This window comes from Subdoligranulum sp. DSM 23681 (assembly GCF_057005535.1).
On sequence record NZ_CM168050.1, the window covers coordinates 958,411 to 983,266 of the forward strand.

Sequence of the window (24,856 nt, forward strand, 5' to 3'; positions counted from 1 at the left end):
TTCTATTATACATTTGATGCATTTGGTTTTCCATATAACCGGAGTTAATTATCTGTAAAACACAAGTAAAATAAATATATGAGTACCTCCGGCTTTCTTGTAGAGCGCATGTGAACTTTTTAAATGATAGTTCCGTCTTTGAATTTCAAATTTCTGATAAAGCAAAAGCGGAAATTTAAATGGGTAAGCCTGTCCTTTTTCAGCCAAACCGGCACATATTCGCTCACCGCCTTGGTTTATGAACTCAATAAAAAGAAAGAGCTTCATTTTGATGTGGACATCAAACACGAGCAAAACGATGATGGGAATTTCACCGCTTCCCTGATTTTTCGTGCTGACAATCCCGATGCCAGTCTGAATGGAACGCTTTGCTACCTTCTGGAGAACTTCTCCTCCGCGCGCACCTGGTCCGAAGAGTACTGGCACAATCCCAAACAAATGAAAAGCTGGATGCAGGAGAATACGGCCCAATATGCCGGAACGCCCTTGACAGACAAACCCCTTTACTCTGCCGATCTCAGCAAATATAGCCTTGCCGAGCTGAAGGCCATGACCAAGGAGCAGCTGGAGAATCTGAAGTGACGTTGATAAGAGGTTTTCCTCTTTATCATAAAATCTGCCTGAGCGAAAGGGAGTTTGATAAAAACATGAAATTACCCAATGGCTACGGCAGCGTAGTCAAAATGTCCGGAAAACGCAGAAAACCCTATATGGTACGCAAAACCATCGGCTGGCATTTGGATAAAGGAAAAGGCAGACAGATTCAGGATTTCATCATCATCGGCTATGCTGAAACCAGAGCCGAAGGTCTGAAAATGCTGGCTGAATACAATCAGAACCCTTATGATGTGGATACCGCCAAGGTCACCTTCGCCGAAGTGTACGAGCGCTGGTCCAAATCCAAATATCCCACCATCTCACATTCCAATGTAAAGGGGTATGAGGCTTCGTACAAAGTCTGCGGATTTTTGTACGATAAAGCCTTCCGTGAGATCAAACTGTGTGACTTGCAGCTTGTCATTGAAACCTGCGGCAAGAACTATCCTACGCTGAAAAAGCTAAAGGGTCTGTTCAACCAGATGTATGCCTATGCCATGAAGAACGACATCTGCAACAAGGACTATTCCCAATTTGTCGATCTGGCAGGTTACCGGGACAAGAATCCCAACCGGCGTGACCGCAATATCTTCACAAAAGAAAAGCTGGCAACCCTATGGGCACACAAAGCCAATCCCTATTGCCAGATTCTGCTCATGCTCAATTACAATGCCTGCCGCATTTCGGAGTTTCTGGATCTGAAGAAGGAGAACGTCCATCTGGAAAAACAGTATTTTGATGTGGTGGAAAGCAAAACCGAAAACGGTATCCGGAAGGTGCCCATTGCAGACAAGATGCTGCCCTTTTACAAAGGATGGATGGAGCGCTCGCCCTGCGAGTATCTGCTTTGCACCACCGACGGCAAGCATCTGGACTACTTCAATTACTGCGACACCTACTGGGACCCTTTGATGGAAGAATACGGGATGAAGCACAAGCCCCACGACACCCGGCACACCTGTATTTCCATGATGGCTGATGCCGGTGTGAACCCCACCATTCAGAAGAAGATTGCCGGTCATTCCGGTGCCATGAGCTTGACCGAGCGTGTGTACACTCATCTGGATATCCAGACCCTTATCGACGGTATCAACATGATTTGCAAGCCATAAGGTTTTTCTTTTTTGCAAATAAAAAAGCAGGAGACGTTCTCCTTGCGGAAAACGTCTCCTGCAATAGGCAATTTGCTTTTGTAAGGTCTGCTGCATACTTGCTTCTTACCTGCTGCTTTTTCAGCAAGAACCAAGGCGATTTGCTGCATTCCACCACGTCAGGCGCATCCGATTTTCTGCACACAATCGTGCAAAAAAGTCGTGAAGCGTACTGAAAAGTTCGCAAGTAGTGCGGACAATCAGCGCTTGCTGAACTGCGGAGCGCGACGAGCGGCTTTGAGGCCGTATTTCAATCGTCTGAGCGATGATTTTCCTTGATATTCCGGGCTTTTTTGAGCCTCGGCCCCTCGGTTGTCCTATTCCTTAACCAAAAAACAGGCCACTTTTACGAGGGGACAGCTTGATGAAATGCAGAATTTACTACATCGAATAGCTGTTCTGGTTTATTATACTTTACTCTTGCATAGATGTCCATAGTTGTCTTGCTGTTCTCATGTCCGGCAAGGTACTGGACCGTCTTGGGGTCAACACCTGCATACAGAAGATTGGTGATGTAGGTATGCCGCAGCAGGTGCGGTGTCACATCGAAGTCCAGGCTATACACAATGTTGGGATTGTTTTTCTGATGTCCTCCCAGACTCGGCTGAACAGTGTACTTGATGCTCTGTCCGTTCACATACTTATAATAGGTACGCTCCTTGGTAGACCGAACAACGATGTACTGCCAGACACGTTTGAACTGCGAATATGACAAGGGCTGTCCCTCACTATCGGCAATCACATATTCCGATTTGGAGGCAGCCTTGGCTTCCCGCAGACAATTCACAAGGCATTTGGGAATGGGAATATCCCTTCTTGCTGCTTTCGTCTTAAGCGTTGTAGAGATAACCGGTCTGTTATGCTCTGATCGCCATGCGCGCCGCACAGAGATATATGGAGTGGGTGCATCGAGGAACACACAATCCCATTGCAAGGCGAGAGCTTCTTCTCGGCGCAGACCGGCATATAAGCCGATCATGGTAAACAGATACGGCGGAAGTCCTTTGACGGTTTCCAGCAGCACTTCCACCTGCTGGTCTGTCAGCGAATCTTTCTTTTGGGTCGGTTTCCCTCCTTTTGCCGAAATCCCCTCACACGGATTGTATTCCAGCAACTGGCTCCGCTCTGCCGAGTAAAAAATGCACTTGAGGAGCATATTCACCGTATTGTGCAGGCTCTCGGACTTATTGGACAATGGGATCAGCGCCAGACGAATATCATCCGCTGTTACTTCCTCCATATACATATCTCCCAAAGGCTTGATAATGTAGTTCTTCATATTGGAGGCGTAGCCCTTCAGTGTAGCCGGCGACACTTTTGCGGATTGCATCAACAGCCACTTCTCACAATACTCGGCCACAGTAGGATGCTCCCGGTGGAAGATGATCTCCGCTACCTGGCGTCTCGCCTCCTGCTCTTTATCGTACAGTTCCTCGCAGGTAGTCCCATACAAGCTCACCTGCTTGCCGTCTGCGTCCAGAATCCGGGTTCTGTAATACAGGACACCCTTTCGTGTGACGGTTCCATATTGAGGTATGTTTTTTTTCTTCTTTGCCATAATTAATTTCCTTTCTCGCGTGGTGATGTATCTACACCTCCTTTTTATCAGAGATTTCAAATTGAATCAAAGATACGGCCAAGGAAAAACTAAGAGCGAGACATCCTTGTCTCGCTCTTACTTCATTTTCTGAATTGTTCGGAACTTACACAGCGTCCCATAAGTCAAAGGCACAGCCCATTGCTTTGACAAGATCATCCGGCCTGTTGTATTTGACCTTTGCGTAAATGTCCATCGTGATTTTGCTGCTTTCATGGCCCGCCAAATATTGTACCGTTTTGGGGTCCACCGAAGAATGAATCAGATTGGTGATGTAGGTGTGCCGCAGCTGATGCGGTGTCACTTCAAAATCCAGGCTATATACCACATGGCCGTTATTCCTGGCTTTTTCTCCAAGTTTCGGGTAAAGCATATATTTTACATACTTTCCGTCCACAAGTTTTCTGGCCATTCTCGGCTTTGCAGTCCGCGTCACAATATACTGCCACAGCCGCTTAAACTGTGTATAGGATAGCGGATCACCGTCCCGATTGGCAATCACATAATCCGAAGTGGATTTTTTCTTTGCATCTTTCAGACATTCAACCAGACAGACCGGGAGAGGAATGTTTCTTTGTGCCGCTTTGGTCTTTAGCTCGGTAAGAATGACCGGCCTGTTATGTTCTGTGTGCCATGCCCGCCGTACCGTTAAGTACGGAGCCTCTGCATCCAGATACACAGAATCCCATTGCAGCGCCAGGATTTCTTCCCGGCGCAGACCGGCATATAAACCGATCATCACAAATACATAGGGCGGCAAATCCCGGATCGTGTCCAAAAGCCGCTCAACCTGTTCATCCGTCAATGCCTGTCTTTCTTCCTGGGGAACTCCTCCCTTTGCATCCAGGTATATGGTCGGGTCCTCGTCAATCACATGGCTCTCCTTGGCCGCCCGGAAAATGGACTTGCAGAGAATCACCACAGACTTATAAACCGAAGCCGACTTCTTGGAAACAGGTACGAGGGCAAGTTGGATGTCATCCAGGGATACATCAGCCATTCTCTTGTCTCCCAGCCCTCCAATAATGTGCCGCCGCACCTTAGAGGTATAATCTGTCAAGGTGGTGGCCCGAACATGGACGGACTGCATCAGCAGCCACTTCTCACAGTACTCAGCAACCGTAGGCGATCTTCGACGAAACGTAGTACTGTCAATCTGCTCTAACGCCTCCAGTTCCTTGTCATAAAGCTTTTCGGGCGTCTTTGCATAAAGCGCCACTCTGTTTCCATCCGAATCTTCGACTCTGGTTCTATAATATTCAATGCCGTTAAGCACGACCGTACCATATTGAGGAATTGCCCTTTTTCTTTTTGCCAATTCCGTCACCTCCTAAGAATAATGTCCAGCGCTGTACCTTTGTTTTATCAGACATATTAGGTTCCAGCAAGGATACGGAACAGCTCAAGCTCGGACACTTCGCAGCTTGCGGTATGTAGCGCTTTTTTCCACTGGCTTTGCACGATGGGTGCATTTTGCGATATACTCCTGAAGGCCAGCATCTGTAAAGTACACGCAACCATTTTGCACATACTGAACATAGGAAATTAGCCCACTGTTTCGAGCTGCATCCAAAGTGGCAATGCTAATCCCCAGTAATTTGGCAGCCTCTTTCCGCGAAATCAATTTTTCCATAGGTGGTCCCCCTTTCTGTCAAAGATGTGGTTGTTGCTTTCAAAATCACATGAATGCGCTGGCAACCGAAGCTGCCAGCGCATGGTATCTGACTTTGAAAAATTTACTCGCCACATTTGCCACGCACCCCTGGCGATGGGGACATTCCGGTCTCCGCTGGCGCGGCTGTCATAACTCCACAGCGTCGTTTTACTCGTGCGCCGCAGAGTTCCCCCCAAGTCTTTAGGAGGCCGTGAGGAAGTATCTTTAACCCCTATGCAGTCATCGCGCCCTGAAATGCCACTTTCGGGTATCAGGCTGACGTGGATCGCTCGGAACAGTCCTATTCATCACCTCCTGGGGCTGTCCATCTTCGCGGCGTGCCTGATTCGCTCGTACATAGGTTATGTACCGGAAATGCCGTCTATGAAATTGTCAAGCTCCACATTGGGAGAATGTTCTTCCCTCAATGGGTAGGCACTGATACGCTTCATTTGTTAAGTGTTATTCAAAAATTTTTTTATTTTTTTAAATCTTTGTGCAACAGCACTTCTGGAACAATGCCAAAGACGTGCTACATCAATTTGACGATAACCATCCACAAAAAGTAATGTCAATAGCTCCAAATCTTTCTTCGACAGCTTCTTCAATCTCAACAGTAGTTGTTCGTTTTCCACCGAAGCCAACCATCCATATCGCGTTTGATCAATCTTATCAACATCCCATTGATAAGATAACGATGCAAACTTTCGGAACAGCTGTGATTGACCACATACTTCATCATATTGTTCACAAGGTATTGGTTGCGTATGGTTTTGAAAAACCCTTTGACTGCAAAACCATGCCCAGTCATATTCTTTCATGGCAGCAATCTGTTCTTCGCTCATCCCTGCATCACAATACTCAACTTCTAAACGCTTCCATCTACTATCAAACTTCTTTTTCTCATATCCATAATTAAATCCCATTATTAACCTCCTGTAGATTCAATTTGCAAAATTCACCATGCAAACTAAAATCAGGAGGAGATCGACAACGAGAATCTCTGGGTTGTTTTCCATCCCCAGAAACAAAAATGCCAGCTGATCTTAAGGACCAACTGGCATTTTTATTCGCGCACAAAGAAAACGCATTATTAAGATTTTATAAGTACAACAAGTATACCAAGCACAATTCGATACCAACCAAACACCTTAAAATCATGTTTTTTGATAAAGTTCATTAGGAATTTAATTACTAAGACAGATACCGCAAATGCCACAGCCATACCGAGAACAAGAGCGAGCAGTTCTGCACTTGTAAATTCAAACCCGAATTTTAACAGCTTAAAAGCACTTGCTCCAAGCATAGTAGGTACTGCGAGGAAAAAAGTAAACTCTGCTGCTGCCACTCGTGAAACTCCTATGAGTAAAGCACCTATAATCGTTGCTCCCGACCGTGATGTGCCGGGTATAAGTGATAACACTTGAAATGCCCCTATCAAGATTGCTGTTTTATAGCTGATGTCAGAAAGTGCCATAGTAGTAGGAGTACGCTTTTTATTCCAATTTTCTATGAGAATGAATAACAAACCATAAAAGATTAACATGATTGAAATCACAATGGGGGTTTGGAGGTAAGCATCCAAATAATCATCAAATAGAATCCCCATAATAGCTGACGGTACACAAGCTACCGCAACCTTGAACCACAACGAGAAAGTATCCTTTTTAACAATTGACTGTGCTTTGTTCTTAAATTGAAAGGGAAACATCTTGTTCCAAAACATTACAACCACTGCGAGTATAGCTCCAAGTTGAATAACAACAAAAAACATTTCTTTAAATGCTTCGCTCATATTAAGTGTGATAAATTCGTCCACAAGAATCATATGTCCTGTGCTGCTGATAGGTAGCCACTCAGTAATACCCTCAACAATTCCAAGAAAAATAACTTTTAAAATTTCTATAAAATCAAGTACCATTATTTCAAATCCTCCTTTTTAAAATGATGAAAGGTCATAAGAAAACCAACTGCTGATACAAGAATAATAATAGATACAGACAGCAGTGTAGGATAGCCGGTACTCTGAAGTTTACCCTGCACCAAGAAATAGGTGGCTGTCCACGGATACAACGCTCCCCATTCTTGATTTGAAAGTGCGGCACTTCCCATGACAATCACGGCAGAGCCAATCATCGGGGCGACAAATCCTTTTGTTTTCATAGCAACAAACACAAAAGGAGAAACTGTTAAAAACATCAGGATACTGCCAAACAAAAACTTGGGGAGCCATACTATTGCCACTAGTAAGCTATATCCCTCCAATGTAAAGACAGCGTCATATAGCCCACAAACGATAAATATACCTGCCCATGTTACAAGGGTTAGCATAACAATCCAAAGAAGCAGGGTGCAAAATTTTCCAATTAATAGTTTTGTCCTTGAAATGGGTATGGGCAATATGGTTTTGAGGGTGCTTTCTGTGTACTCTCTGCTAAACAAGTAAGCTGCAATTGCCACATATATCATAATGTTTACCAGCAGCATGATATACAGTACACTGTCGCTGTATATGTCAGACAAGGTAAAGATAATCTCCGGCTTATCAAAATGTGTTTGCAAGGCTTCTATTAACATCAAAAGTGGGGTAGATAATACCCCTGCCACACTAATTAGCACCATTTTTGAACGCTTTAGTTTTAATAATTCACAAGAAATAAGATTAAGCAATACCGCCACCTCCAATCAGTTTAGAAAAGTAGTCCTCTAAGTTTTCCTCACTATCATTTATCCTTGTCACGAGCAGTCCATTTCGTGCAAATTCTCGATTGATTTCTCCAACACTTTGGCTAAAGTCATAAATTCTCACCGTACCGTCCTGCACTGTAAAATCCGTCATGTGGTAGTGGTTTTCTAAAATCTTTCCGGCTATCTCACTGTCAGATAAATCAAATTGAATGTATTTTCGATTCCTTTTGTGAAGCTCGGATATATTCACTTCCTCTACTAAATGCCCCTCGTGCATAACGCCGATAATATCTGCTATCTGTTCAATCTCGCTTAAAACATGGCTTGAGATAAAAATGGTAATGCCATGATTGTGACTAAGTTCAGATAAAAATGAGCGTATTTCAACTATTCCAATGGGGTCAAGTCCGTTAATCGGTTCGTCAAGTATTAAAAGCTCCGGCTCGTGCATAATGGCGGCGGCAATACCAAGCCGTTGCTTCATTCCGAGGGAATAATCGGAAAAGACTTTTCTTTTCTCCTTATGCAGCCCCACAACTTCAAGAGCTTTTTCTACTCCACTTTTAGATACTCCCCCTCGCAGTTTAGCGAGAATTTGCAAATTCTCATACCCTGTTAAATTACTGTAAAATCCCGGTGTTTCGATAATAGAGCCTACTTTGCTATAAAGGGTATGGATATTTTCCTTATAGTTTGTGCCAAACAAGCGTACCGTTCCCTCCGTTGGGAAAGCAAGCTGCAACATCATTTTCATTGCTGTGGTTTTGCCTGCTCCGTTTCTGCCGAGCAAACCATAAATTTTGCCCTTTGGCACATGAAGATTTACCTTATCGACAACGGTGGCTGTTCCGTATCGCTTCGTAAGATTTTCTGTTTCAATGATATAATCCATATTTGATTCTCCTTTCCGTGGGTTGCTGTTCTTGTTTTCGCTGACCACAATCTTATTATCCACGAGTATTGCATAGAAGCCAAGAAATCTACCGTCACAATGCCGACACAATAGATGTCAGCACGAAAAAAGCTCCGACACTTATCGTGTCAGAGCCTATTTTAAAGGGTTTATGGCATTTTACTTTGTTTGGGTTTGCTTTATCCAGACAAATATTTTAGCAACAAATAGCAGAAACATAAGGGCGGTTACATAGGGTTGTCTTGCCACAGCGAAGAAGCAGATAAAAAGCGTACTCAGCACGAGAGAGCATTTTGTGATTATGTTGCTCCATGATTCCTTTTCAAAACAAACACACATCAGTTTCGCTATCCCAAGTGCAATCAAAACAATAAAAACAATCCAATAGATTGCAAGATATATTGGGGTAGTGTCTGTAAATGAAAGTAGATTGACAGAATAAATATATCCGTCAACAAGGTTACCATACAACGGCAAAAGTATAAAAGTAACCGCCATCATATCTAATATTCCATAAATGAAACTGTAAATTTTTTTCAAGTTGGAACGATTTTCAGTTTCGGCAAGTGTAATCAGTTCTTCGCCCGATAGCAGTTCATCTATGGTCACAGAAAAGAATTTAGAAATACACTTGAGCGACTCAATGTTAGGGTAACCCTTGCCGCTTTCCCATTTTGAAATGGCTGTTCTTGATACATATAATTGCTCCGCAAGTTGTTCCTGCGTTAAGTTCTTTCCAGTCCTAAGCTGTTGTAGCTTTTCATTAAATTCCATGATTCTCCTCCTGTTTGTTCCTTGTTTTCATACGTCCATCAACGGGTTTTTCTGCATCTTTTGGTATCATCCATGCACGACCAAATTTTTCAGTTCCGTCAATGCGATTTTCCTCACATAATTTTTGTATCCGTCTTTCCGATATGCCCCATTTTTCAGAAGCGGCTTTCACAGAAATGTAATTCATAATATCAACTTCCTTTCGCAAAGAGTATATAATTATTATATACGGAATGACGAATAATAGCAAGTTTCTCTCCACTAATACGAAATTATACACTACTAAACATAAAATCATACTTCGTTCAAATATCATCACCCGAAATGTACAATGATATAGGATGATATTAAAATGTACCAAGATGAAAGAAAACTTGATTTTAAGCCGTTAGGTATAGCGATAAAAAAAGCTCGGGAAGCAAAAGGGTGGACACAGGAATATCTTGCCCAACTGGTAGACCTTACGCCACGCTCTATTATGTATATAGAGAACAGGGGGCAGCACCCAAGGCTTAACAAATTTTATCTCATTACTACCTTGCTTGACATCTCTGTAGACCAGTTCTTTTTTCCATGCAATGAAGATGGCGACAACAATCGCCGCAAACAAGTTGATGTACTGTTGAATGATATGGAAGAAAAGGAGCTTATCGTGATGGAAGCTACGGCTCAAGGCTTGAAAAAGGCAAGAGAAACTGCGGAATAATTAACGCTGTTTTCGTAAGCCAAGCCAACTGAAAAAAGTGCGACACCTACACAGGCTATCGCACTTTTTAGGTTATTTTTTTATTCTCCACACAAATCATAAAGCTGTTCACATCGGTTTTGAATATCTAAGATTTCTGTTTCGGTTAAACTCCTGCGGTTATGAGTAAGTTGTTGCTCTAAAAAATCACGATAGCCATCAAGTAAGGCATCCCGTAAAAGCTCGGGGGCTTTGCAATGTTCCACACCAAACCATTGCTCATCTTTTTCATCCCAAATCATAACGGTGTATCCTCGCTTAGTGTTCACCACCTCCAAAACACTATCTTTATTTAGGTAATCGTTGAATACTTCTAAAACCTTTTCAAAGGTCATCATTTTATCAGCCCTTTCATATTTTAGGTGCTTATATGTAAGTAGTTTATATACTTATTACGACTATGATAATAAAAGTAAATCATCGTGTAAAGGATACGGATATTGTTTGCGAACAAAAGTGGCAAGCAATGCCGGTGTTAATACACTCGGCCCACAGAGGGAAAAATCCTGACGTGATTTCCCCCTCTGCTTTGCTTGTTGAGGGCAGCGCCCCCAAGCCCCTTTGAACGCAGAATTTCATTCTGCGGCTACGCGTCCGATGGACGCTTATGACCATGACCGGCTTACCGCTGGCCGTGGTCTTTTTCTTGTTCTTTTTTCTGTTCCTCATCCATTTTCAGCAGCCGATCCACATTGGCCTTTGCCGTCAAAAGTTCCCGCATTTCCTCACGGGAACGCCGGTACTCGGCGTAGGTTTTCTTCTTTTCCTCCAGCAGTTTGGCATACTCAGATTGCAGGTCTTTGACCTTGGGCAGCTTCTTCACTCCCATCTCATCAAAGGCATTTTTTGCCGCCTGATGGAGCAGAATTTCTTGCTCATGTTCCTCCCGAAATTTTCGGGAATAACCGGCCTTGCGATAGGCAACATAGGTCTCGCGGGTCTTGGCATAATTAACGATATGGGTACGCAGGACGGCGATCTCTGCCATGCGTTTCTCCGTCGCCTTAATCTGCGCTGACAGCTCATTGTGATGGGCGGTAGCCGCCACCGCTTTTTCTTCCAGCTCTGTATAGTCCAGTAGGTGATGTTCGGTAAGAAAATTCACGGTCTGCGCCATCTGTTTTAAGTTAAAAACCTTGGCCCAGCGTGCATATCCAGCACCTTTCCCGGCCTGCAATTTTGCCTGAATATCCACCAGCAAATTGACCTTGGGTGGCTCCGGCTGCACGGTGGATTTCTTGCGGGGCGTGTGCTGCTTTTCTCCAGCCAGCACCGCACGGATTTCTGTTTCGCTGTACCCGGCTCCCAGCTTGTCATCCATACGGGCTACATTCTTCCAGCCGGGAGCTTTAAGGCGGATTGCTTTCCCGCGCCGAGATACCTCGCAGCCCATCTCGGAAAGCAGTTGCAGAAGTGTGTCAAAGTCTGCTGGCTTTTGCTCCAGCGCCCGGTCAATCATCACCCGTAGCTGTTCCCGATGGGAGGGCTTGGCTTGTTCGCCCAGCCACTTGTTGTAGCTTTTTCCGTGGGGCTTGGGGTTCTCCACAATGGATAGTCCGTTCTCGATACAAATGGTGTCACTTAAACGTCGAACAGCTCTGGTGCTTCCCCAAAAGTTACGGAACTTCCGGTCACAATCCATATTGACCGCCGACCAGATGATGTGATTATGAATATGCGATTTGTCGATGTGGGTGCAGACCACAAAGGAATGATTGCCTTTGGTGAACCGCCTGGCAAATTCTATGCCCAGCCGGTTGGCTTCCTCCGGTGTGATCTCTCCGGGCCTGAACGACTGGCGCACATGGTAGGCGATCACATCATCTGTACCGCGCACTCGTCCGGTGGCGGCAATATACTGCCGCTTTGCCAACAGAAACTCTGCATCAGCAGTGCGGCTGTCACATCCATAGCTGGTAATCAATTTTCCGTTGTCGGTCTTTTGGGGATTTGCCACATAGTCAATAATATCGCTGATGGCACGGCTCTCAGTCCGACCCTTGCCGATATGCAGCGGCATGATGCGTGTGGTTGCCATAAGGGAGACCTCCTTTCCAAAAAAGAAACGGCCTGCATGGTGCAGACCGCTTTTGTTATTCTATTAAATCGTCCTCATCGAGAAAATCAAAATTGTCCTCGATGTCCTCTAACCGCTTCGGAGGAAACCTCATCTCGTATTGTTCTTTTGCCAGCGCACGAACTTCCCGGCGCTTATCTTTCATTCGGTTCTTCAGCCAGGAAATCTGCTCCTTTGATAATCTCCATGGGAGATTCAGCAAGCGGTTTATTGTCATTTGCTCCGCTTGCTTCTCCGGCGGCAAAGAAGCACAGGATTTACAGACGTGCGCCGCATGACCTTTGCCGGAAAATTTTTCATTAGCCTTATATTCTCCGCAGACTTTACAATAATGGCCGTGCTTCTTCATAGGCTCGATTCCTTTTCACTGAGAGCGTATAAACTGCGCACCGCCCCCATGATGATGTTCCACTCCAGATCTGCCGCATAGGAAAATTTTTTGCGGTACGATTCCCAAAGTTTCTGCATAACCGAGCTGTTCTCCACTTCCTCAAAAACTTCGGCAGCTTCTGCAAGATGTCGTTCTGTCCCGCGTTTGTGAGCAGTGGCCCGCAGCGCATCATGGAGAATCTGAGGGTCCAATGTATTCCCATGCAGCTGTTCCAGAATATAAATGTCATAGAAATCTCTCATGCGGGTGTTGGTGGTAGTTCTGGTAATGATCGTTTCCAGCTTTTCGGCCAGAACCGTTTCCAGATTGTACGCCCAAATATCAATGGAGCGATCTTCCAGCATCAGCTTGAAAGAGTAGCGGATCTCCCTGGGGGTAATGGCATCCCCTGTGGAAATGTCAATCTTCAAAGGCGTCACCACACCGTCAAAGGTTGTAGTCATATTTACGCGAATCCCCGGATATTCCGCCTCATCCATAATCTCCGAAATACTTTTCAGCTGGAATTTGACGCCATCATCAAGCGGGACACTCACAATAGCGGAAATCAAATTCTCTATGTCCTCCACATTGACATTGGCTCCTTTTACAGTAGCGTCCAAATCCATCGTGGAACGGGCATCCAGACCAACCATAGCCGCTACCAGCATACCGCCTTTCAGAATAAATTTGTCACGATATTCAGAAAGGGAGATACGCTCCAGAAAACGCTCCATCATGTAGTTCCGCATCAAGAGCTGGGCGTCCGCAGATTTTTTTCTGGAAAGATTGCGGATCAGATCCTTCAACTGCCTTGCTGTTTTTATCATAAAAGCACCTCCAAATACTGCCGCAGAATTTTTTCTACCCGGAACATACCGGCATACCGCATCAATGTCCGCAGGTCTTTGTCTTTTCTTCTGGCATACATCTTTAATGCCCCTTGAAAAGTCTGCATCTCCATGTTGTTCCTGCTGCGGAGCAGGTCGCAGATGGTGCGCTCCAGGTCATAGACAGGAACTGTATGCCCAAATGGTGTCTGAGCCGTTGTCAGGCCCACCCCATGCAGTTCCGCCTTAATGGTGAATACCTGTACGCCCTCTGCTTTCAGCTTGGAGGGATTATATCCGGTCTTGACTGTGACCGTATATTCCAGCGGCTCGCGGTCTGTCAGATCGTGAAAAAATAAAGCTGTCTCATGGGAAAACACTGCCTGTTCGACCCGCAGATGAAGTAAGTACATGGCATCGACCCAGGCATCCTTGGAAAGATAAATTCCATGCGCGACCCGCTCCAATTCCCGTGAGTGCACATAATCATAAAAAACAGGCTTAGAAATACCAGCAGATACTACTTGAGCTGTTCGCAGCATCCCATCCTGTGTTTCCAGCAGCTGATCCAGCTGTTCAAATTGTCCCACCGTACCACTTCCTTTCACACTAATATTATAAGCAATATTAGTTCAAAAGTAAAGTGATGAAAATTCGGCATAATTTTACCGACAGCTTAACGTTCAACAGTTTTGGAAATATGAAGTGGCAGCAAAATAGACAACCTCAGCTGCCCATTTCATCACGATATGAAATAATCTGCTTCTTTTTCTGTTTGGCACACCGTAACGTTGTGGCTGCTCCGCCCCAATCATGGAGAACATAGGCCACCACTACATCGGCGGACTCTACCATCCAGCGATTTCTATGAGAAATCGAAAAACGGCGCGGTACGTTTTCCAGCGGTGGATACACGGTACTGTCATAGCCAGAAACATCCCGGCCAGTGTTCAAATATGCCAATACAAGAACCAGCTCGATTTGCGGATACTTTTTCTTTTGTTCCCGTAAAATAGACGCTGCTAAACTGTCGAACTCTCCATATCCTCCAAGATAAAAAGTTGTTGCTCCTTGCTCAATTAGGTCTTGTGTTACATTGCGAAGCCAATTCGCAATATTGTCTGCCTTTGTGATTTGCGAATGGCCACAAAAAGTTACGTTCATACGATGGCACCCCTATTACCATCATACTGCAAATAGCTCTATTAGTACAGGTACAGGGACTAATTTAGCAAAACTGCCCATATACTAAATATAGTACAGTCACAGGGGCGGTGTATAGAATGAAGCTAAACGAGGCGGTAAGCAAACGTCTGTTAGAATTACTAGATGAAAGAAAAATGACACAATATCAACTGTATATGAAAAGCGGTGTTCCCAAGTCTACGATTGGAAATGTCATCAACTGCTCGTATGATTCGGTTAAGCTACGGATCATTCATGAGATGTGCCAAGGAATGGGGATTGGGATAGATACCTTTTTTGCATCGCCGCTTTTTCAAGAAGATAACCTAGAACCATAAAACCTCCGACGAAATTCGTCGGAGGTTTTCATATTATCCATAAACCAAATCTTGAATGATAAACTTCAAGTCCTGTACCTTGCCCAGTAGCCAGATTGCAGCCATTGGCAAACCATAGGGACTAATGAGAAATGCTATCACCAGCAGGATAATGCCGTTTTGCAAGGAGTAAGTAATCAGAACTGCCACACCCAGCAGGGCAACCACCATGCTGATAAGCCCCAGCACCAAACCGGAGACATAGACAATCCCCACACAAATCCAGACGAACAGGGTCAGCGACAGAATCACCGGAGCCATTAAAATCTTCAACGGCAGTTTCAGAATGAACCAGATCGCCCTCATTTTTCTTCCTCCTTCCATCGTTCCCGAAAGCTCTGACAGAGAATTTCTGCCTGTCTTTCATCTTCTTCCGTCACTTCTCGGCATCCTTTGGTTAGCCGCAGTTCCTCATAGCTGCGATAATCAGATAACAGCACCTCGAATAGTTCGTCCGGTGTCCGGCTGAGAAGTCCATCCACACAGTAGCGGGAATCTCCATTCCATGTGACGCGGAGATAACCTTCTCGACAAGGGAGGACTTCTTCCTCTAGATCACAGTCCAAATACTCACGAAAAATCTCCAACACCTTCTCAAAGGTTTTCATCTATTCTCAACTCCTTTGCGGCAATCTGTTTTCTACCCATATTATCCTTCCAACATTTCAAAAAGACAAGGATATGGGCAAAAGAAAAAACGGAGGAAGGCGCGGCGAAAAGAACGCCGTTCCTCCCTCCGCAGTTGGGGCATATATCCCTGTTACGAAAGCCTGGAAAGCTGGGTTAGGATTTCTTTCACGCCCTCCCATAACTGCTCCTGCCGTTGGGCTATATCCTCCAGGTCAGCATCATAAATCCGCCCCGTTTCATGTACCCGTCGGGTGAGCTGGTTCAGGTTATTGCTGCTTCGGCGCAACAGGGATACCAGTTCCTTCAGCTCCGGCAAGTCCAGCTGTACCACATAGCCGTCCACAGCCATCTTCCGCAGATAGGCGCTCAGGTTTTTTGTTCCGAACTGTGCCATTTTCTGCTGGATCGCTTCCATCTCCGCATCGGAAACCCAAAACAGGACCGGCACATCCCGTTTACGCTTTTTGGCGCTCATCGTTCCGGCTCCTGTTTCTTCGATAAAGCAGGCTTGTGGGTGGTAGGCTCCTGTTTGAGCTTTTGCAAGACAGAGCCTTTCTCCGGTTCCTGAAGCGTTTTTCGTGCCTGCCGTGTAAACAGATCGGTCAGACCAAGATTGACCTCATCCACAACCAGATAAGCACAGTGGCGCGAAGTGCCGCTGTCCTCCGGCATGGGAATGGTCTTTGCCCAGGCTTTGTTGTCACGGGAAACGCGACCGTCGCTGTCCTTATGCTGGATGGTGTTGGCAAGGATGAACTGTACTCGTTCCGACCCGAACTTTTCCAGCACCGCCTTAACCGCAGACTCCGTATCCAGTCGGTTATCCGCATAGTGGGCGCTGATGGCGTGTTCAATGGCCTCTTTACAGTCAAAGTTTGCCTGATAAGAGCGGTTATATTGTGCCATCTCCCCATGCTGGGACGCATAGGCGGCAGAATGGAGATAGAGAGGGATGGACCGCTGTTCTTCCAAAACCTTACACACATCATCCGCTCGGTTTTCAATGCTGTCCCGGATCACATCCATGTAGCCGGTCTCCAGCTTCTCAAAGTGACGGTACACATCGGCCAGCGGTGTAGGCGAATCCAAAAGCGCCTGGGCCTGGGCATCGGTCAGCTCCAAGTCCTCCATCGCCATCACAATGTCCTCCCGGACGGTGTACTCATAGGTATGGTGCAGGATTTCCTCCGGGGGCTGGCTTTTCAGCCAGTCCCGGTATTTGTCCTGTTCAGCGGCCATCTTCTCATAAAGGGCCGTATTCAGATCGTTGGTATTCATGTTATCGCACCTCCTCATGTTGTTTCGGTTTCTTTTCAGGGCTACGGGGTGGCACCGGGCGCTTCAAGCTGTCCAGCACCGAAGGCCGTGCGCTCTTGGCAACCACAGTTTCCGGCTGGGCATGGCCCTTGCCGTCAATGTTCAGCAGCGTGTCCAGTTCCACCAGACGGGCGGACTTGACTCGCAGATCATCCTCAAAGGGAAACGGCTTTCCGATTTCCTCTTTGGCTGCGGCCTGCTGTTGGTAAAGGTTGTCCAGCTGGTTTTTCACGGCTTCCAAACGCTGAGGCATTTGAGCCAGTGCATTGTCGATACGGGTGAGGTTTCCGCGCGGGTCTGTGCCGAGGCTTGCCCGGTGGGTCATCTGGCCTTTCAACAGGAGCGTATATTCCTGTTTCCAAGCGGAAAACTCCACGGACATAGTAAAGCCCCGATAGCTGCCGATCTGCACCGGTTCGGAGCCTTTGACCTCCTTACAGGCGTCCAGCAAGGCTGCACCGGCGTTTTCTTTGTCAGTCAGCACATCGCCCCGGATCTCCATTCCAGCAAAGCCATCCTCCGGGTGAGGATGGGCGGCCAGGGTCTCCAGATCCGCTTCAAAGCCTTTAATAAACCCCTTGTTAGTTTCGATTTCCTGGGGGAAGTATTTGAGCAACTGATCCTCCAGGCGGTACTGCTTGCTCTGATGGTCAGCTTTCATCAGCTTCAGACGCGCAACCTCCACATCCAAATCCATGCGCTCCTTGATACGGGGGTCTCCGGCGCACAGGGCCTTGATCTCGGCAAAGGACAGCGCCGTTTCGTCCACATCATCGCAGGAGCGGACCGGGCTTTTGCTGGTCATGATTTGCGAAATGAATTTCTGTTTGTTCTCCACCGTCTGCCACAGGTAGGCATCGAAAGTTCCCTCGGTAACATAGCGGTACACATGGACCAGCGGATTCTGGTTGCCCTGGCGCTCGATACGGCCCTTGCGCTGGGCAAGGTCTCCCGGACGCCACGGACAATCCAGGTCATGGAGCGCCACAAGCCGGTCCTGCACATTGGTGCCAGCGCCCATTTTGGAGGTGCTGCCCAGCAGGACGCGCACCTGCCCAGTGCGAACCTTGGAAAACAGTTCTTTCTTCTGCACCTCGGTCTTGGCTTCGTGGATAAAAGCAATCTGCTCGGCGGGCATTCCCTGGGCGATGAGCTTCTGGCGGATGTCCTCATAGATGGTAAAGGCAGGCTCAGGCTCATCCAACGGCACAGCCTGTTCCAGCGCATGAAGTGTGGGATTATCCAGCTGTTTGGCTGCCTTTTTGGAGGGGGCTGCCTGGGGCGTGGAAATGTCGCAGAATACCAGCTGGGTCAGCTTGTCAGCCTCGCCGTCCCGCCAGATCTGCATGATATTACCCACACACTGATTGACCTTGGTGCCGGGTTCATCCGGCAGCAGCTGGTTGATGATACGCTGGTCCAGACCCAGCTTGCGGCCATCGCCGGTAATCTTGAGCATATTGTCCTCTGAGGGGTCAACGCTGCCGCTGTGTACCCTGGAGGCGCGCTCGGAGAGAACCTGCACCATCTCTTTTTGGTGTTCAGTAGGCTGGGCCACGATGTTGTGGTATTCCACCTCCGGGGTGGGCAAGTTCAGCTGATCGGCGGTTTTGATGTCGGCAACTTCACGGAACAAGTTCATCAGCTCCGGGAGGTTGAAAAACTTGCTGAATCTCGTTCTTGCCCGGTAGCCGGTGCCTTCCGGTGCCAGCTCCAGCGCCGTGACGGTTTCTCCGAAGCGGCTGGCCCAGCAGTCGAAGTGGGTCATGTTCAGCTCTTGCAGGCGGTCATACTGGAGATACCGCTGCATGGTGTAAAGTTCGGTCATGCTGTTCGATACGGGGGTGCCAGTGGCGAAAATCACACCACGGTTTCCGGTCAGTTCATCCATATAGCGACACTTTGCAAACATATCGCTGGACTTTTGGGCATCGCTTGTGGAGAGACCTGCCACATTCCGCATCTTGGTGTATAAAAACAGGTTTTTATAGTTATGCGCCTCATCGACGAACAGGCGGTCCACACCCAACTGCTCGAATGTTACCACATCGTCCTTGCGGCTCTCGGCCTGCAATTTCTCCAGCCGGGCTTCCAGGGACTTCTTGGTGCGTTCCAACTGCTTGACCGTGAAACGCTCACCGCCGCTGTACTTCACCTCGGCAATGCCCTCGGTGATCTCGTCGATCTGCTCCTGAAGGAGCCGTTCCTGACGCTCTCGGCTGATGGGGATTTTCTCAAACTGGCTGTGTCCCATGATGATGGCGTCATAATCGCCGGTGGCAATGCGGGCGCAGAACTTCTTGCGGTTGTGGGTCTCAAAGTCCTTTTTGGTGGTGACAAGAATGTTGGCGGAAGGATAGAGCCGCAGAAACTCCGACGCCCATTGTTCGGTCAGATGGTTCGGTACCACAAAGAGGGATTTCTGACACAAGCCCAGGCGCTTACTCTCCATGGCGGCAGCCACCATTTCAAAGGTTTTACCAGCGCCTACCTCGTGCGCCAACAGCGTATTGCCGCCATATAGCACATGAGCGATAGCGTTTTTCTGGTGTTCCCGCAAGGTGATGGCCGGGTTCATACCACCGAAAGTAATGTGTCCGCCGTCGTATTCACGGGGACGGGTGGAGTTCATTTCCTCATTGTACTGGCGGACCAGAGCTTGGCGGCGGTCCGGGTCTTTCCAAATCCAGTCTTTGAAAGCGTCCCGGATCGCTTGCTGCTTTTGGGCGGCCAGGGTGGTCTCTTTGGCATTCAACACCCGGCGCTCTTTGCCGTCTGCATCCTCTATGGTGTCGTAGATACGGACATCCCGCAGGTTCAGGCTGTCCTCCAGAATCTTGTAGGCATTGGCACGGCTGGTTCCGTAGGTGGTATAGGCTGCCACATTGTTCTGGCTTACAGAGCTTTTGCCGGTGATCTGCCACTCAGCGGTGAAAGAAGAATAGTTGACCTCGATATTGCGCTGGAGATAAAACGGCGTGTCGAAGGTCTCATACATAAACTGCTGGATGTACTCTTTGTCGATCCAGGTAGCGCCCAGGCGCACCTCAATCTCCGACGCATCCAGGTCTTTGGGCTGGGCAGCGGTAAGGGCCTCCACATTGACTGCAAAGGAAGGGTCCTGCTGTGCGGCCCGCTGTGCCTGACGCAGCTTGCGCCGCACATTGCCGGACAGGTATTCGTCGGCTGTTACATAATGGGGAGTGCCGTCTTTCTCCAACTGCCCAGGTACACGGAAGATCACGCCTTGCAGCTCGGCGGCCAGTTCGTCGCCGGTCTTGCCGGTCAACTCCGCCATATACGCCATATCGACAAAGGCTTTTTCGGAAATTGATACGGCCAGAGCTTCACTTGCGGTATCCACAGTGTCCACCGCCTTGTGGGGCTTGATGGTGCGCTTGGTGAACATATCCGCCTTGCGCTCCAGCTTGCCGTCCTCGTCAATGACTTCCAGCGCGCAGAGCAGATAGTAGCTGGAATCATCAGCAAAGGCCAGCCGGTTCGCCCGGTCATTGATAAGACCATATTTTGCAGAGAAGCTGTCATAGAGCCGGTTCAGTTCGGCCTGTTTGTCCTGGATGGCGCTGTCCGGTGTGGCGGCGTCCATTTGCAGATCAATGAGCTGCTGGACACATTCTCGCAGACCCACCAGTCCTTTCACACGGGCTTCGGCGGTGGCATTCAGGTCAGGCCGTACCATACAGCTGTTTTCACGGTAATACACATCGCCGTCCACAACGGTGTAGGAGTAATTTTTCACATTGGGGTCAGCAGGGATAGAAGTGTCGATGGCTTCGCCCTCGCCCAGCTCCGGCAGCTCGGCCTCCTGGTAGGTGCCGCGAATGTACTTCACGGCATCATGCAGCTGATCGGCAAGCTCCAGCCCCTCGATGGGGTTCACGGTGTAGTCCATGCCGTGGGCGGTGCTTTCCGGTTCCTGTCGGCCCAGCACCATTTCCGGGTGGTCCAGGAAATAGCGGTTGATGGCAAAGCCGTCCTCGGTCTGCCCGGTCTGCGTCCACTCCGGCACGATGTCCAACGGACGGTCACGCTTTTGCAGGAAGATGATGTCCGAAACGACCTCGGCACCTGCGTTCTTTTTGAAAGCGTCATTGGGCAGACGGATGGCCCCCAGCAGTTCGGCGCGCTGAGCAAGATACCGGCGCACGGTGGAATCCTTGGCGTCCATCGTGTAGCGGCTGGTGACAAAGGCCACCACGCCACCGGGACGAACCTGATCCAGAGCCTTGGCGAAAAAGTAGTTGTGAATGCTGAAATTCAGCTTGTCATAGGCTTTATCCCGAACCTGATACTGGCCAAACGGAACATTACCCACCGCCAGATCGTAGAAATCCCGCCTGTCGGTGGTCTCAAACCCTGCCACGGTGATGTCGGCCTTGGGGTAGAGCTGCTGGGCAATACGCCCGCTGATGGAATCCAGCTCCACGCCGTAAAGACGGCTGTTTCGCATTTCCTCCGGCAGCATACCGAAGAAATTGCCTACACCACAGGACGGCTCCAGGATGTTGCCGGTCTCAAATCCCATGCGGCCCACAGCCTCGTAAATCGCTTTGATGACCGTAGGGCTGGTGTAGTGCGCGTTGAGGGTGGAACCTCTGGCAGCAGCGTATTCCTCCGGGGTCAGCAGTTCCTTCAGCTGGGCATATTCCTTGCTCCAGCTTTCCTTGTCGGGGTCAAAGGCATCGGCAAGGCCGCCCCAGCCCACATACCGAGAAAGGATTTTCTGCTGTTCCGGCGTTGCCTGCTCGGTGGTTTCCTCCAGGTATTTCAGCAGCTTGATTGCCTCGACATTGGCCTGGAACTTAGCCTTGGGGCCGCCTTCGCCCAGGTGATCGTCAGTGATACGGAAATTCTCGGCGGTGCGACGCAGATTGGCCTTGTATTCCTCATAAGAGGCTTCCTCGGCAGCTTTGACATTGGGGAAGGTCTGCCACTCGCCGTTTACCTGAATGGAAACGGGGTGTTCGTCCAGTACCTCATCCAGAGTCTTTTCCGGCTCGACAGCAGGCGTGGGCGGCTCCGGCTCATTGGTTCGCAGGGTCTGAACAACCACATCATAGGGCAGATTGTTCTTATCGCCCGGATAGACAGCCACAGTCTCGGCTTGGAAGGCCGGGGTTTCGGCAGCCGGTTCGGGGCGTTCCTGCTCAAAACCGTCCAACTGACGGGCATACATCCCGCGCAGCAAAGGCGCAACCTCGCTCCACTGGAAGAACAGCATGGCCAGACGCTTTTCATCTGCATCCAGCACTTCCAGCTCGATACCTTCCGGCATCGTGCGGTAATCGGCGGTCTCGCCGGTCTCCAGCTCCATCGTTTCCACGATGTTGGGATAGGCCCGGCTCAGCCACAAGGCTACCTCCTGGTTACTCTTGCCGTTGCGAAGAAGCTCGGAAAGCTCCGCCTTGTCCGCCTCACCAATCAGGCCATGGGCCAGCACATCCCGAAGGTCCTGGTCCACCGTATCCAGATTTGCAGGCAGGAATTCGGTATAGAAGTCGTTGCGGTTATCCTCCCGCAAAAGCTGCTCAAACCGTTCCCGGCTCTCAGCCCGGTAGATGGGATAGCTCATGCCGGTGGGCAGCAGCTGCACCGTGTCATCCCGCAGCTCTGTGATCTGATGGGGCCGGTCATCCAGATAGACAATATCACCCACATTGTAAGGAGGAACCGCTGGATCGTAGGAGGTTCGCTCCCGGAGTGTGCCACGAGCCGCAGCGTATTCCTCATCTGAAACCAGAACACGCAAATTATGGGGAGAAGGCTGTTCCGGCTCATCTGCCGGGACGCTCTCTCTGGATATGGCCTCCACATCCGCCATAACACGCTGGATGAATGGGTCATTATCCAGTTTTTCCTCATCCACCAGTTCACCATTCACAATGCCGCGCTCGGCCAAAGCCTCCCGAATGGCGATGGGGTCGATGTTGTCGAACCGGTCCTGTTCCGCTTCGGTGTAGAACCGGTCCTCCTTGATAAGCTGAGCGATCCGGCGCTGTACCTTGGGCCAGGGCAGCACCGTTCCTTCGGGGCTTTCCGGGCGAACCGAAAACGGGGTTTTGCCATCGCCGCCGTCAAACTCATGGGCCAGCCATGCAGCGGTATCTTTTTCCCGCCCATGTTTCTCCATGTAACGGACAACGGCGTGTTTACTTTCGATTTTGCCGTTCCAGTCCTGGATAGCCTTGTCGATGTCATTGTCCGTGAGAGGGTGCAGCAGCTCATGGAGCTTGGGATAGGTCTCGTCGATGATTTCTCGATGAAGGCGCTGGCGGAACTCCGGTGTGTCGGAATAGAGGCGGAGCAGCTCCATGTTGCCAGATCCCAGGACAGCACGGCGAATAGCGGCATTGCCCTCGATCACGGCGTTCTCATGGTCACTGTGACCGCAGGCATTGCGATATGGCACATCTTCCATAACAGCGGCAAGTACAATGGGCTTGTATTGCTCATGCAGTTCTCGAATCGTAGGGGCTGCGGCTGCTTCGGTCTCCTGAAATACTCTGGTCCCGTCTGCGCCAAACTCCGCTTCCTGGGCATTGATGTGCTGTTCCGCCTCATGGTCGATAGAGGGCATGGAATACTCCTGCCGCTCCCTGCCGCCCTTCGGGACAGCGGAAATGGTCACATCATGCTTATCCCGCAGCTGTTCCACAACCTGCTCCAGCCGGTTTGCCGGAAAGCCGCACATTTCCACACGGCCACCGCCGGGGATAGCGCGGGTCGTGAGATTGAGGTCCAGTTCCGCAGCAGCAGTTTTGGCGTCCTCACCGTACAGCTCAAAAAAATCCCCCATTTGGTAGAGGATTATATCATCCGGGTGGCGCTCCTTGACGCCGTTGTATTCCCACACAGCCGGGTCCGGCTGCTGGGCTTGCAGGGCATCTTCTTCCGCCAGGGCCTTTTCTGCCTGGATTTTGTCATACTCCGCCTGTTCCTGTTCTGTGAGATAGCGTCCCTTCTGGATCAGGTCGGTAATCCGTTTGGCGACTTTCTCCCAGGTGAAATGCACATCCGGGCAGCCGTCTTTTTTGTAGTGCAGACCTTTTCCGTCGTGGCTTTCATCGCTTTTCATTGCACCGGACAGGGCATGGGAGTGACCGCCAATACCATACTTATGTTTGAGAAAATCCACCTTTTCCTTATCCGTATGGGGTTCCTGGAAAAAGGTGAAAACTCGGCCCTTACCGCCCTCAAATCCGCTGCCTCTGGTCATGGCGGCGTCGATCTCGTCCTCAGAGATAAACTGCTTGACCGAAGGTACTTCCGTCAACTGAGAGGTAAAGGTGGTGCGAGGCAAGGACAGATCTTGCAGGTTCTCCCAAATTTCTTTGGGTTTATGGTAGTGGAAGCGCAGCAAATCCCGATCCTGCTGGTAGGCCGTCCAGAAGGCAGCATATTCTTCCGCAAGGTTCTGGCGAAACTCCGGGCTTTTCAGCTGTTCGGTGAGCCATGCAGATTCCTCCGGGAAACCGCGCCCCGGATTGTTGGAAAGGATGGGCAGATACCCGGCTTCTCTGGCTTCCTCGCTGAAATCGTGGTACAGATTCCAGAACTTTTCCGCGAGGAGGGAGCGTTCATAGCCCGCAGCCTCAGCCAGCTCCACATTGGTGGCAAACTGGCCGTCCTGCAAAAGCTGGCCGATACGCTCAGCGGCACTCTCCCAGGAAATGACCTGGGCGGACTTATCGTAACGGGCAGTTTTACCGTGGGAAAGATGGATTCCATCCTCGGCATACCATGCAGTGATGCTGCCAATCCCGTTGCCGCCATGGTACAGGGTTTTCAGGGTGTCTGCGATCTCGGTGGTGGACTTCTGCTCCTCAAAGGCCGCGACAATGCGCTCTCTCTGGCGATAGGTGTTGCCGCCCAGCCGCAGCACATGGTCGATGTCAGCCTGGGCAAAAGAAAAAGCAGAGGATGTTTTCAC

The 24,856-nt window shown here is 49.1% G+C and carries 24 protein-coding genes; 4 read left to right on the forward strand and 20 right to left on the reverse strand.

Features of this window, described 5'->3' with window-relative positions; genetic code table 11:
* Nucleotides 1-138 precede the first annotated feature (138 nt).
* Nucleotides 139-582 (forward strand): hypothetical protein, encoded by a 444-nt coding sequence (locus AC127K_RS04570; protein WP_483721749.1) that lies wholly within the window; start codon nt 139-141, stop codon nt 580-582.
* A gap of 65 nt (nt 583-647) precedes the next feature.
* Nucleotides 648-1,709 carry a tyrosine-type recombinase/integrase gene (locus AC127K_RS04575; protein ID WP_483721750.1) on the forward strand — a complete coding sequence of 354 codons (1,062 nt, stop codon included), beginning with the start codon at nt 648-650 and terminating at the stop codon, nt 1,707-1,709.
* A 385-nt stretch (nt 1,710-2,094) separates the two neighbouring features.
* Here the strand turns inward: AC127K_RS04575 and AC127K_RS04580 are convergent, their stop codons facing one another.
* The 9 genes from AC127K_RS04580 to AC127K_RS04620 form a co-directional block, all read right to left on the reverse strand.
* The gene (locus AC127K_RS04580) at nt 2,095-3,306 is read right to left on the reverse strand and encodes a tyrosine-type recombinase/integrase (RefSeq protein WP_002576318.1); all 1,212 of its coding nucleotides are present in this window, start codon (nt 3,304-3,306) and stop codon (nt 2,095-2,097) included.
* 145 nt (nt 3,307-3,451) lie between these two features.
* Nucleotides 3,452-4,663 (reverse strand): tyrosine-type recombinase/integrase, encoded by a 1,212-nt coding sequence (locus tag AC127K_RS04585; RefSeq protein WP_002576319.1) that lies wholly within the window; start codon nt 4,661-4,663, stop codon nt 3,452-3,454.
* A gap of 84 nt (nt 4,664-4,747) precedes the next feature.
* The gene (locus tag AC127K_RS04590) at nt 4,748-4,978 is read right to left on the reverse strand and encodes a hypothetical protein (protein WP_002576320.1); all 231 of its coding nucleotides are present in this window, start codon (nt 4,976-4,978) and stop codon (nt 4,748-4,750) included.
* A 476-nt stretch (nt 4,979-5,454) separates the two neighbouring features.
* Nucleotides 5,455-5,925 carry an RNA polymerase subunit sigma-73 gene (locus tag AC127K_RS04595; protein WP_002576321.1) on the reverse strand — a complete coding sequence of 157 codons (471 nt, stop codon included), beginning with the start codon at nt 5,923-5,925 and terminating at the stop codon, nt 5,455-5,457.
* A 167-nt stretch (nt 5,926-6,092) separates the two neighbouring features.
* Nucleotides 6,093-6,920, reverse strand: a complete 828-nt coding sequence (gene bcrD, locus AC127K_RS04600) for a bacitracin resistance undecaprenyl-diphosphatase BcrD (RefSeq protein ID WP_002576322.1) — start codon at nt 6,918-6,920, stop codon at nt 6,093-6,095.
* A complete protein-coding gene (locus AC127K_RS04605) occupies nt 6,920-7,669 on the reverse strand; it encodes an ABC transporter permease (protein ID WP_002576323.1) in 750 nt (249 codons plus the stop codon). Before AC127K_RS04605 ends, bcrD begins: the two co-directional genes overlap by 1 nt.
* Nucleotides 7,662-8,579 carry a bacitracin ABC transporter ATP-binding protein BcrA gene (bcrA, locus tag AC127K_RS04610; RefSeq protein WP_002576324.1) on the reverse strand — a complete coding sequence of 306 codons (918 nt, stop codon included), beginning with the start codon at nt 8,577-8,579 and terminating at the stop codon, nt 7,662-7,664. The genes AC127K_RS04605 and bcrA overlap by 8 nt, the downstream gene beginning before the upstream one ends.
* Nucleotides 8,580-8,759: 180 nt before the next feature.
* Complete coding sequence (gene bcrR / locus AC127K_RS04615; protein WP_342682413.1) at nt 8,760-9,374, reverse strand: bacitracin resistance transcriptional activator BcrR; 615 nt, start codon at nt 9,372-9,374, stop codon at nt 8,760-8,762.
* Nucleotides 9,364-9,561, reverse strand: coding sequence for a helix-turn-helix domain-containing protein (locus tag AC127K_RS04620; protein WP_009246557.1), 198 nt, complete (start codon nt 9,559-9,561; stop codon nt 9,364-9,366). The genes bcrR and AC127K_RS04620 overlap by 11 nt, the downstream gene beginning before the upstream one ends.
* 159 nt (nt 9,562-9,720) lie before the next feature.
* On the opposite strand from AC127K_RS04620, the gene AC127K_RS04625 reads away from it, so the two are divergent.
* A complete protein-coding gene (locus AC127K_RS04625) occupies nt 9,721-10,080 on the forward strand; it encodes a helix-turn-helix domain-containing protein (protein WP_425330774.1) in 360 nt (119 codons plus the stop codon).
* An 80-nt stretch (nt 10,081-10,160) separates the two neighbouring features.
* Here the strand turns inward: AC127K_RS04625 and AC127K_RS04630 are convergent, their stop codons facing one another.
* From AC127K_RS04630 to AC127K_RS04655, 6 genes are all read right to left on the reverse strand, one after another.
* A complete protein-coding gene (locus AC127K_RS04630; RefSeq protein ID WP_002576327.1) occupies nt 10,161-10,457 on the reverse strand; it encodes a hypothetical protein in 297 nt (98 codons plus the stop codon).
* 284 nt (nt 10,458-10,741) lie between these two features.
* The gene (locus AC127K_RS04635) at nt 10,742-12,157 is read right to left on the reverse strand and encodes a relaxase/mobilization nuclease domain-containing protein (protein WP_002578499.1); all 1,416 of its coding nucleotides are present in this window, start codon (nt 12,155-12,157) and stop codon (nt 10,742-10,744) included.
* 55 nt (nt 12,158-12,212) lie between these two features.
* Nucleotides 12,213-12,545 carry a hypothetical protein gene (locus tag AC127K_RS04640; protein WP_002578498.1) on the reverse strand — a complete coding sequence of 111 codons (333 nt, stop codon included), beginning with the start codon at nt 12,543-12,545 and terminating at the stop codon, nt 12,213-12,215.
* Entirely contained in the window at nt 12,542-13,396 is an 855-nt protein-coding gene (locus AC127K_RS04645) for a nucleotidyl transferase AbiEii/AbiGii toxin family protein (protein WP_002578497.1), read from the reverse strand. The genes AC127K_RS04640 and AC127K_RS04645 overlap by 4 nt, the downstream gene beginning before the upstream one ends.
* Complete coding sequence (locus AC127K_RS04650; RefSeq protein WP_002578496.1) at nt 13,393-13,986, reverse strand: type IV toxin-antitoxin system AbiEi family antitoxin domain-containing protein; 594 nt, start codon at nt 13,984-13,986, stop codon at nt 13,393-13,395. Before AC127K_RS04650 ends, AC127K_RS04645 begins: the two co-directional genes overlap by 4 nt.
* 136 nt (nt 13,987-14,122) lie before the next feature.
* A complete protein-coding gene (locus tag AC127K_RS04655; protein ID WP_002578495.1) occupies nt 14,123-14,560 on the reverse strand; it encodes a hypothetical protein in 438 nt (145 codons plus the stop codon).
* 119 nt (nt 14,561-14,679) lie between these two features.
* On the opposite strand from AC127K_RS04655, the gene AC127K_RS04660 reads away from it, so the two are divergent.
* Entirely contained in the window at nt 14,680-14,919 is a 240-nt protein-coding gene (locus AC127K_RS04660) for a helix-turn-helix domain-containing protein (protein ID WP_002578494.1), read from the forward strand.
* A 33-nt stretch (nt 14,920-14,952) separates the two neighbouring features.
* Here the strand turns inward: AC127K_RS04660 and AC127K_RS04665 are convergent, their stop codons facing one another.
* The 5 genes from AC127K_RS04665 to AC127K_RS04685 form a co-directional block, all read right to left on the reverse strand.
* Nucleotides 14,953-15,264, reverse strand: coding sequence for a CD1845 family protein (locus AC127K_RS04665; RefSeq protein WP_002578493.1), 312 nt, complete (start codon nt 15,262-15,264; stop codon nt 14,953-14,955).
* Entirely contained in the window at nt 15,261-15,566 is a 306-nt protein-coding gene (locus AC127K_RS04670; protein ID WP_002578492.1) for a hypothetical protein, read from the reverse strand. The genes AC127K_RS04665 and AC127K_RS04670 overlap by 4 nt, the downstream gene beginning before the upstream one ends.
* A gap of 152 nt (nt 15,567-15,718) precedes the next feature.
* Nucleotides 15,719-16,063: a plasmid mobilization protein gene (locus AC127K_RS04675; protein ID WP_002578491.1), complete on the reverse strand. Its 345-nt coding sequence runs from the start codon at nt 16,061-16,063 to the stop codon at nt 15,719-15,721.
* Nucleotides 16,060-16,866: a DUF3848 domain-containing protein gene (locus AC127K_RS04680; RefSeq protein WP_002578490.1), complete on the reverse strand. Its 807-nt coding sequence runs from the start codon at nt 16,864-16,866 to the stop codon at nt 16,060-16,062. Before AC127K_RS04680 ends, AC127K_RS04675 begins: the two co-directional genes overlap by 4 nt.
* Nucleotide 16,867: 1 nt before the next feature.
* Nucleotides 16,868-24,856: a MutS N-terminal domain-containing protein gene (locus AC127K_RS04685; protein WP_227162404.1), complete on the reverse strand. Its 7,989-nt coding sequence runs from the start codon at nt 24,854-24,856 to the stop codon at nt 16,868-16,870.

Excerpts from the sequence above, each read along its gene's own strand:
- bcrR (WP_342682413.1), bottom strand. The coding sequence starts at position 9,374 with ATGGAATTTAATGAAAAGCTACAACAGCTTAGGACTGGAAAGAACTTA.
- AC127K_RS04655 (WP_002578495.1), bottom strand. The coding sequence starts at position 14,560 with ATGAACGTAACTTTTTGTGGCCATTCGCAAATCACAAAGGCAGACAAT.
- AC127K_RS04680 (WP_002578490.1), bottom strand. The coding sequence starts at position 16,866 with ATGAATACCAACGATCTGAATACGGCCCTTTATGAGAAGATGGCCGCT.
- bcrD (WP_002576322.1), bottom strand. The coding sequence starts at position 6,920 with ATGGTACTTGATTTTATAGAAATTTTAAAAGTTATTTTTCTTGGAATT.
- AC127K_RS04645 (WP_002578497.1), bottom strand. The coding sequence starts at position 13,396 with ATGATAAAAACAGCAAGGCAGTTGAAGGATCTGATCCGCAATCTTTCC.
- AC127K_RS04590 (WP_002576320.1), bottom strand. The coding sequence starts at position 4,978 with ATGGAAAAATTGATTTCGCGGAAAGAGGCTGCCAAATTACTGGGGATT.
- AC127K_RS04640 (WP_002578498.1), bottom strand. The coding sequence starts at position 12,545 with ATGAAGAAGCACGGCCATTATTGTAAAGTCTGCGGAGAATATAAGGCT.
- bcrA (WP_002576324.1), bottom strand. The coding sequence starts at position 8,579 with ATGGATTATATCATTGAAACAGAAAATCTTACGAAGCGATACGGAACA.
- AC127K_RS04620 (WP_009246557.1), bottom strand. The coding sequence starts at position 9,561 with ATGAATTACATTTCTGTGAAAGCCGCTTCTGAAAAATGGGGCATATCG.
- AC127K_RS04575 (WP_483721750.1), top strand. The coding sequence starts at position 648 with ATGAAATTACCCAATGGCTACGGCAGCGTAGTCAAAATGTCCGGAAAA.
- AC127K_RS04670 (WP_002578492.1), bottom strand. The coding sequence starts at position 15,566 with ATGAAAACCTTTGAGAAGGTGTTGGAGATTTTTCGTGAGTATTTGGAC.
- AC127K_RS04580 (WP_002576318.1), bottom strand. The coding sequence starts at position 3,306 with ATGGCAAAGAAGAAAAAAAACATACCTCAATATGGAACCGTCACACGA.
- AC127K_RS04630 (WP_002576327.1), bottom strand. The coding sequence starts at position 10,457 with ATGATGACCTTTGAAAAGGTTTTAGAAGTATTCAACGATTACCTAAAT.
- AC127K_RS04665 (WP_002578493.1), bottom strand. The coding sequence starts at position 15,264 with ATGAGGGCGATCTGGTTCATTCTGAAACTGCCGTTGAAGATTTTAATG.
- AC127K_RS04675 (WP_002578491.1), bottom strand. The coding sequence starts at position 16,063 with ATGAGCGCCAAAAAGCGTAAACGGGATGTGCCGGTCCTGTTTTGGGTT.
- AC127K_RS04635 (WP_002578499.1), bottom strand. The coding sequence starts at position 12,157 with ATGGCAACCACACGCATCATGCCGCTGCATATCGGCAAGGGTCGGACT.
- AC127K_RS04595 (WP_002576321.1), bottom strand. The coding sequence starts at position 5,925 with ATGGGATTTAATTATGGATATGAGAAAAAGAAGTTTGATAGTAGATGG.
- AC127K_RS04660 (WP_002578494.1), top strand. The coding sequence starts at position 14,680 with ATGAAGCTAAACGAGGCGGTAAGCAAACGTCTGTTAGAATTACTAGAT.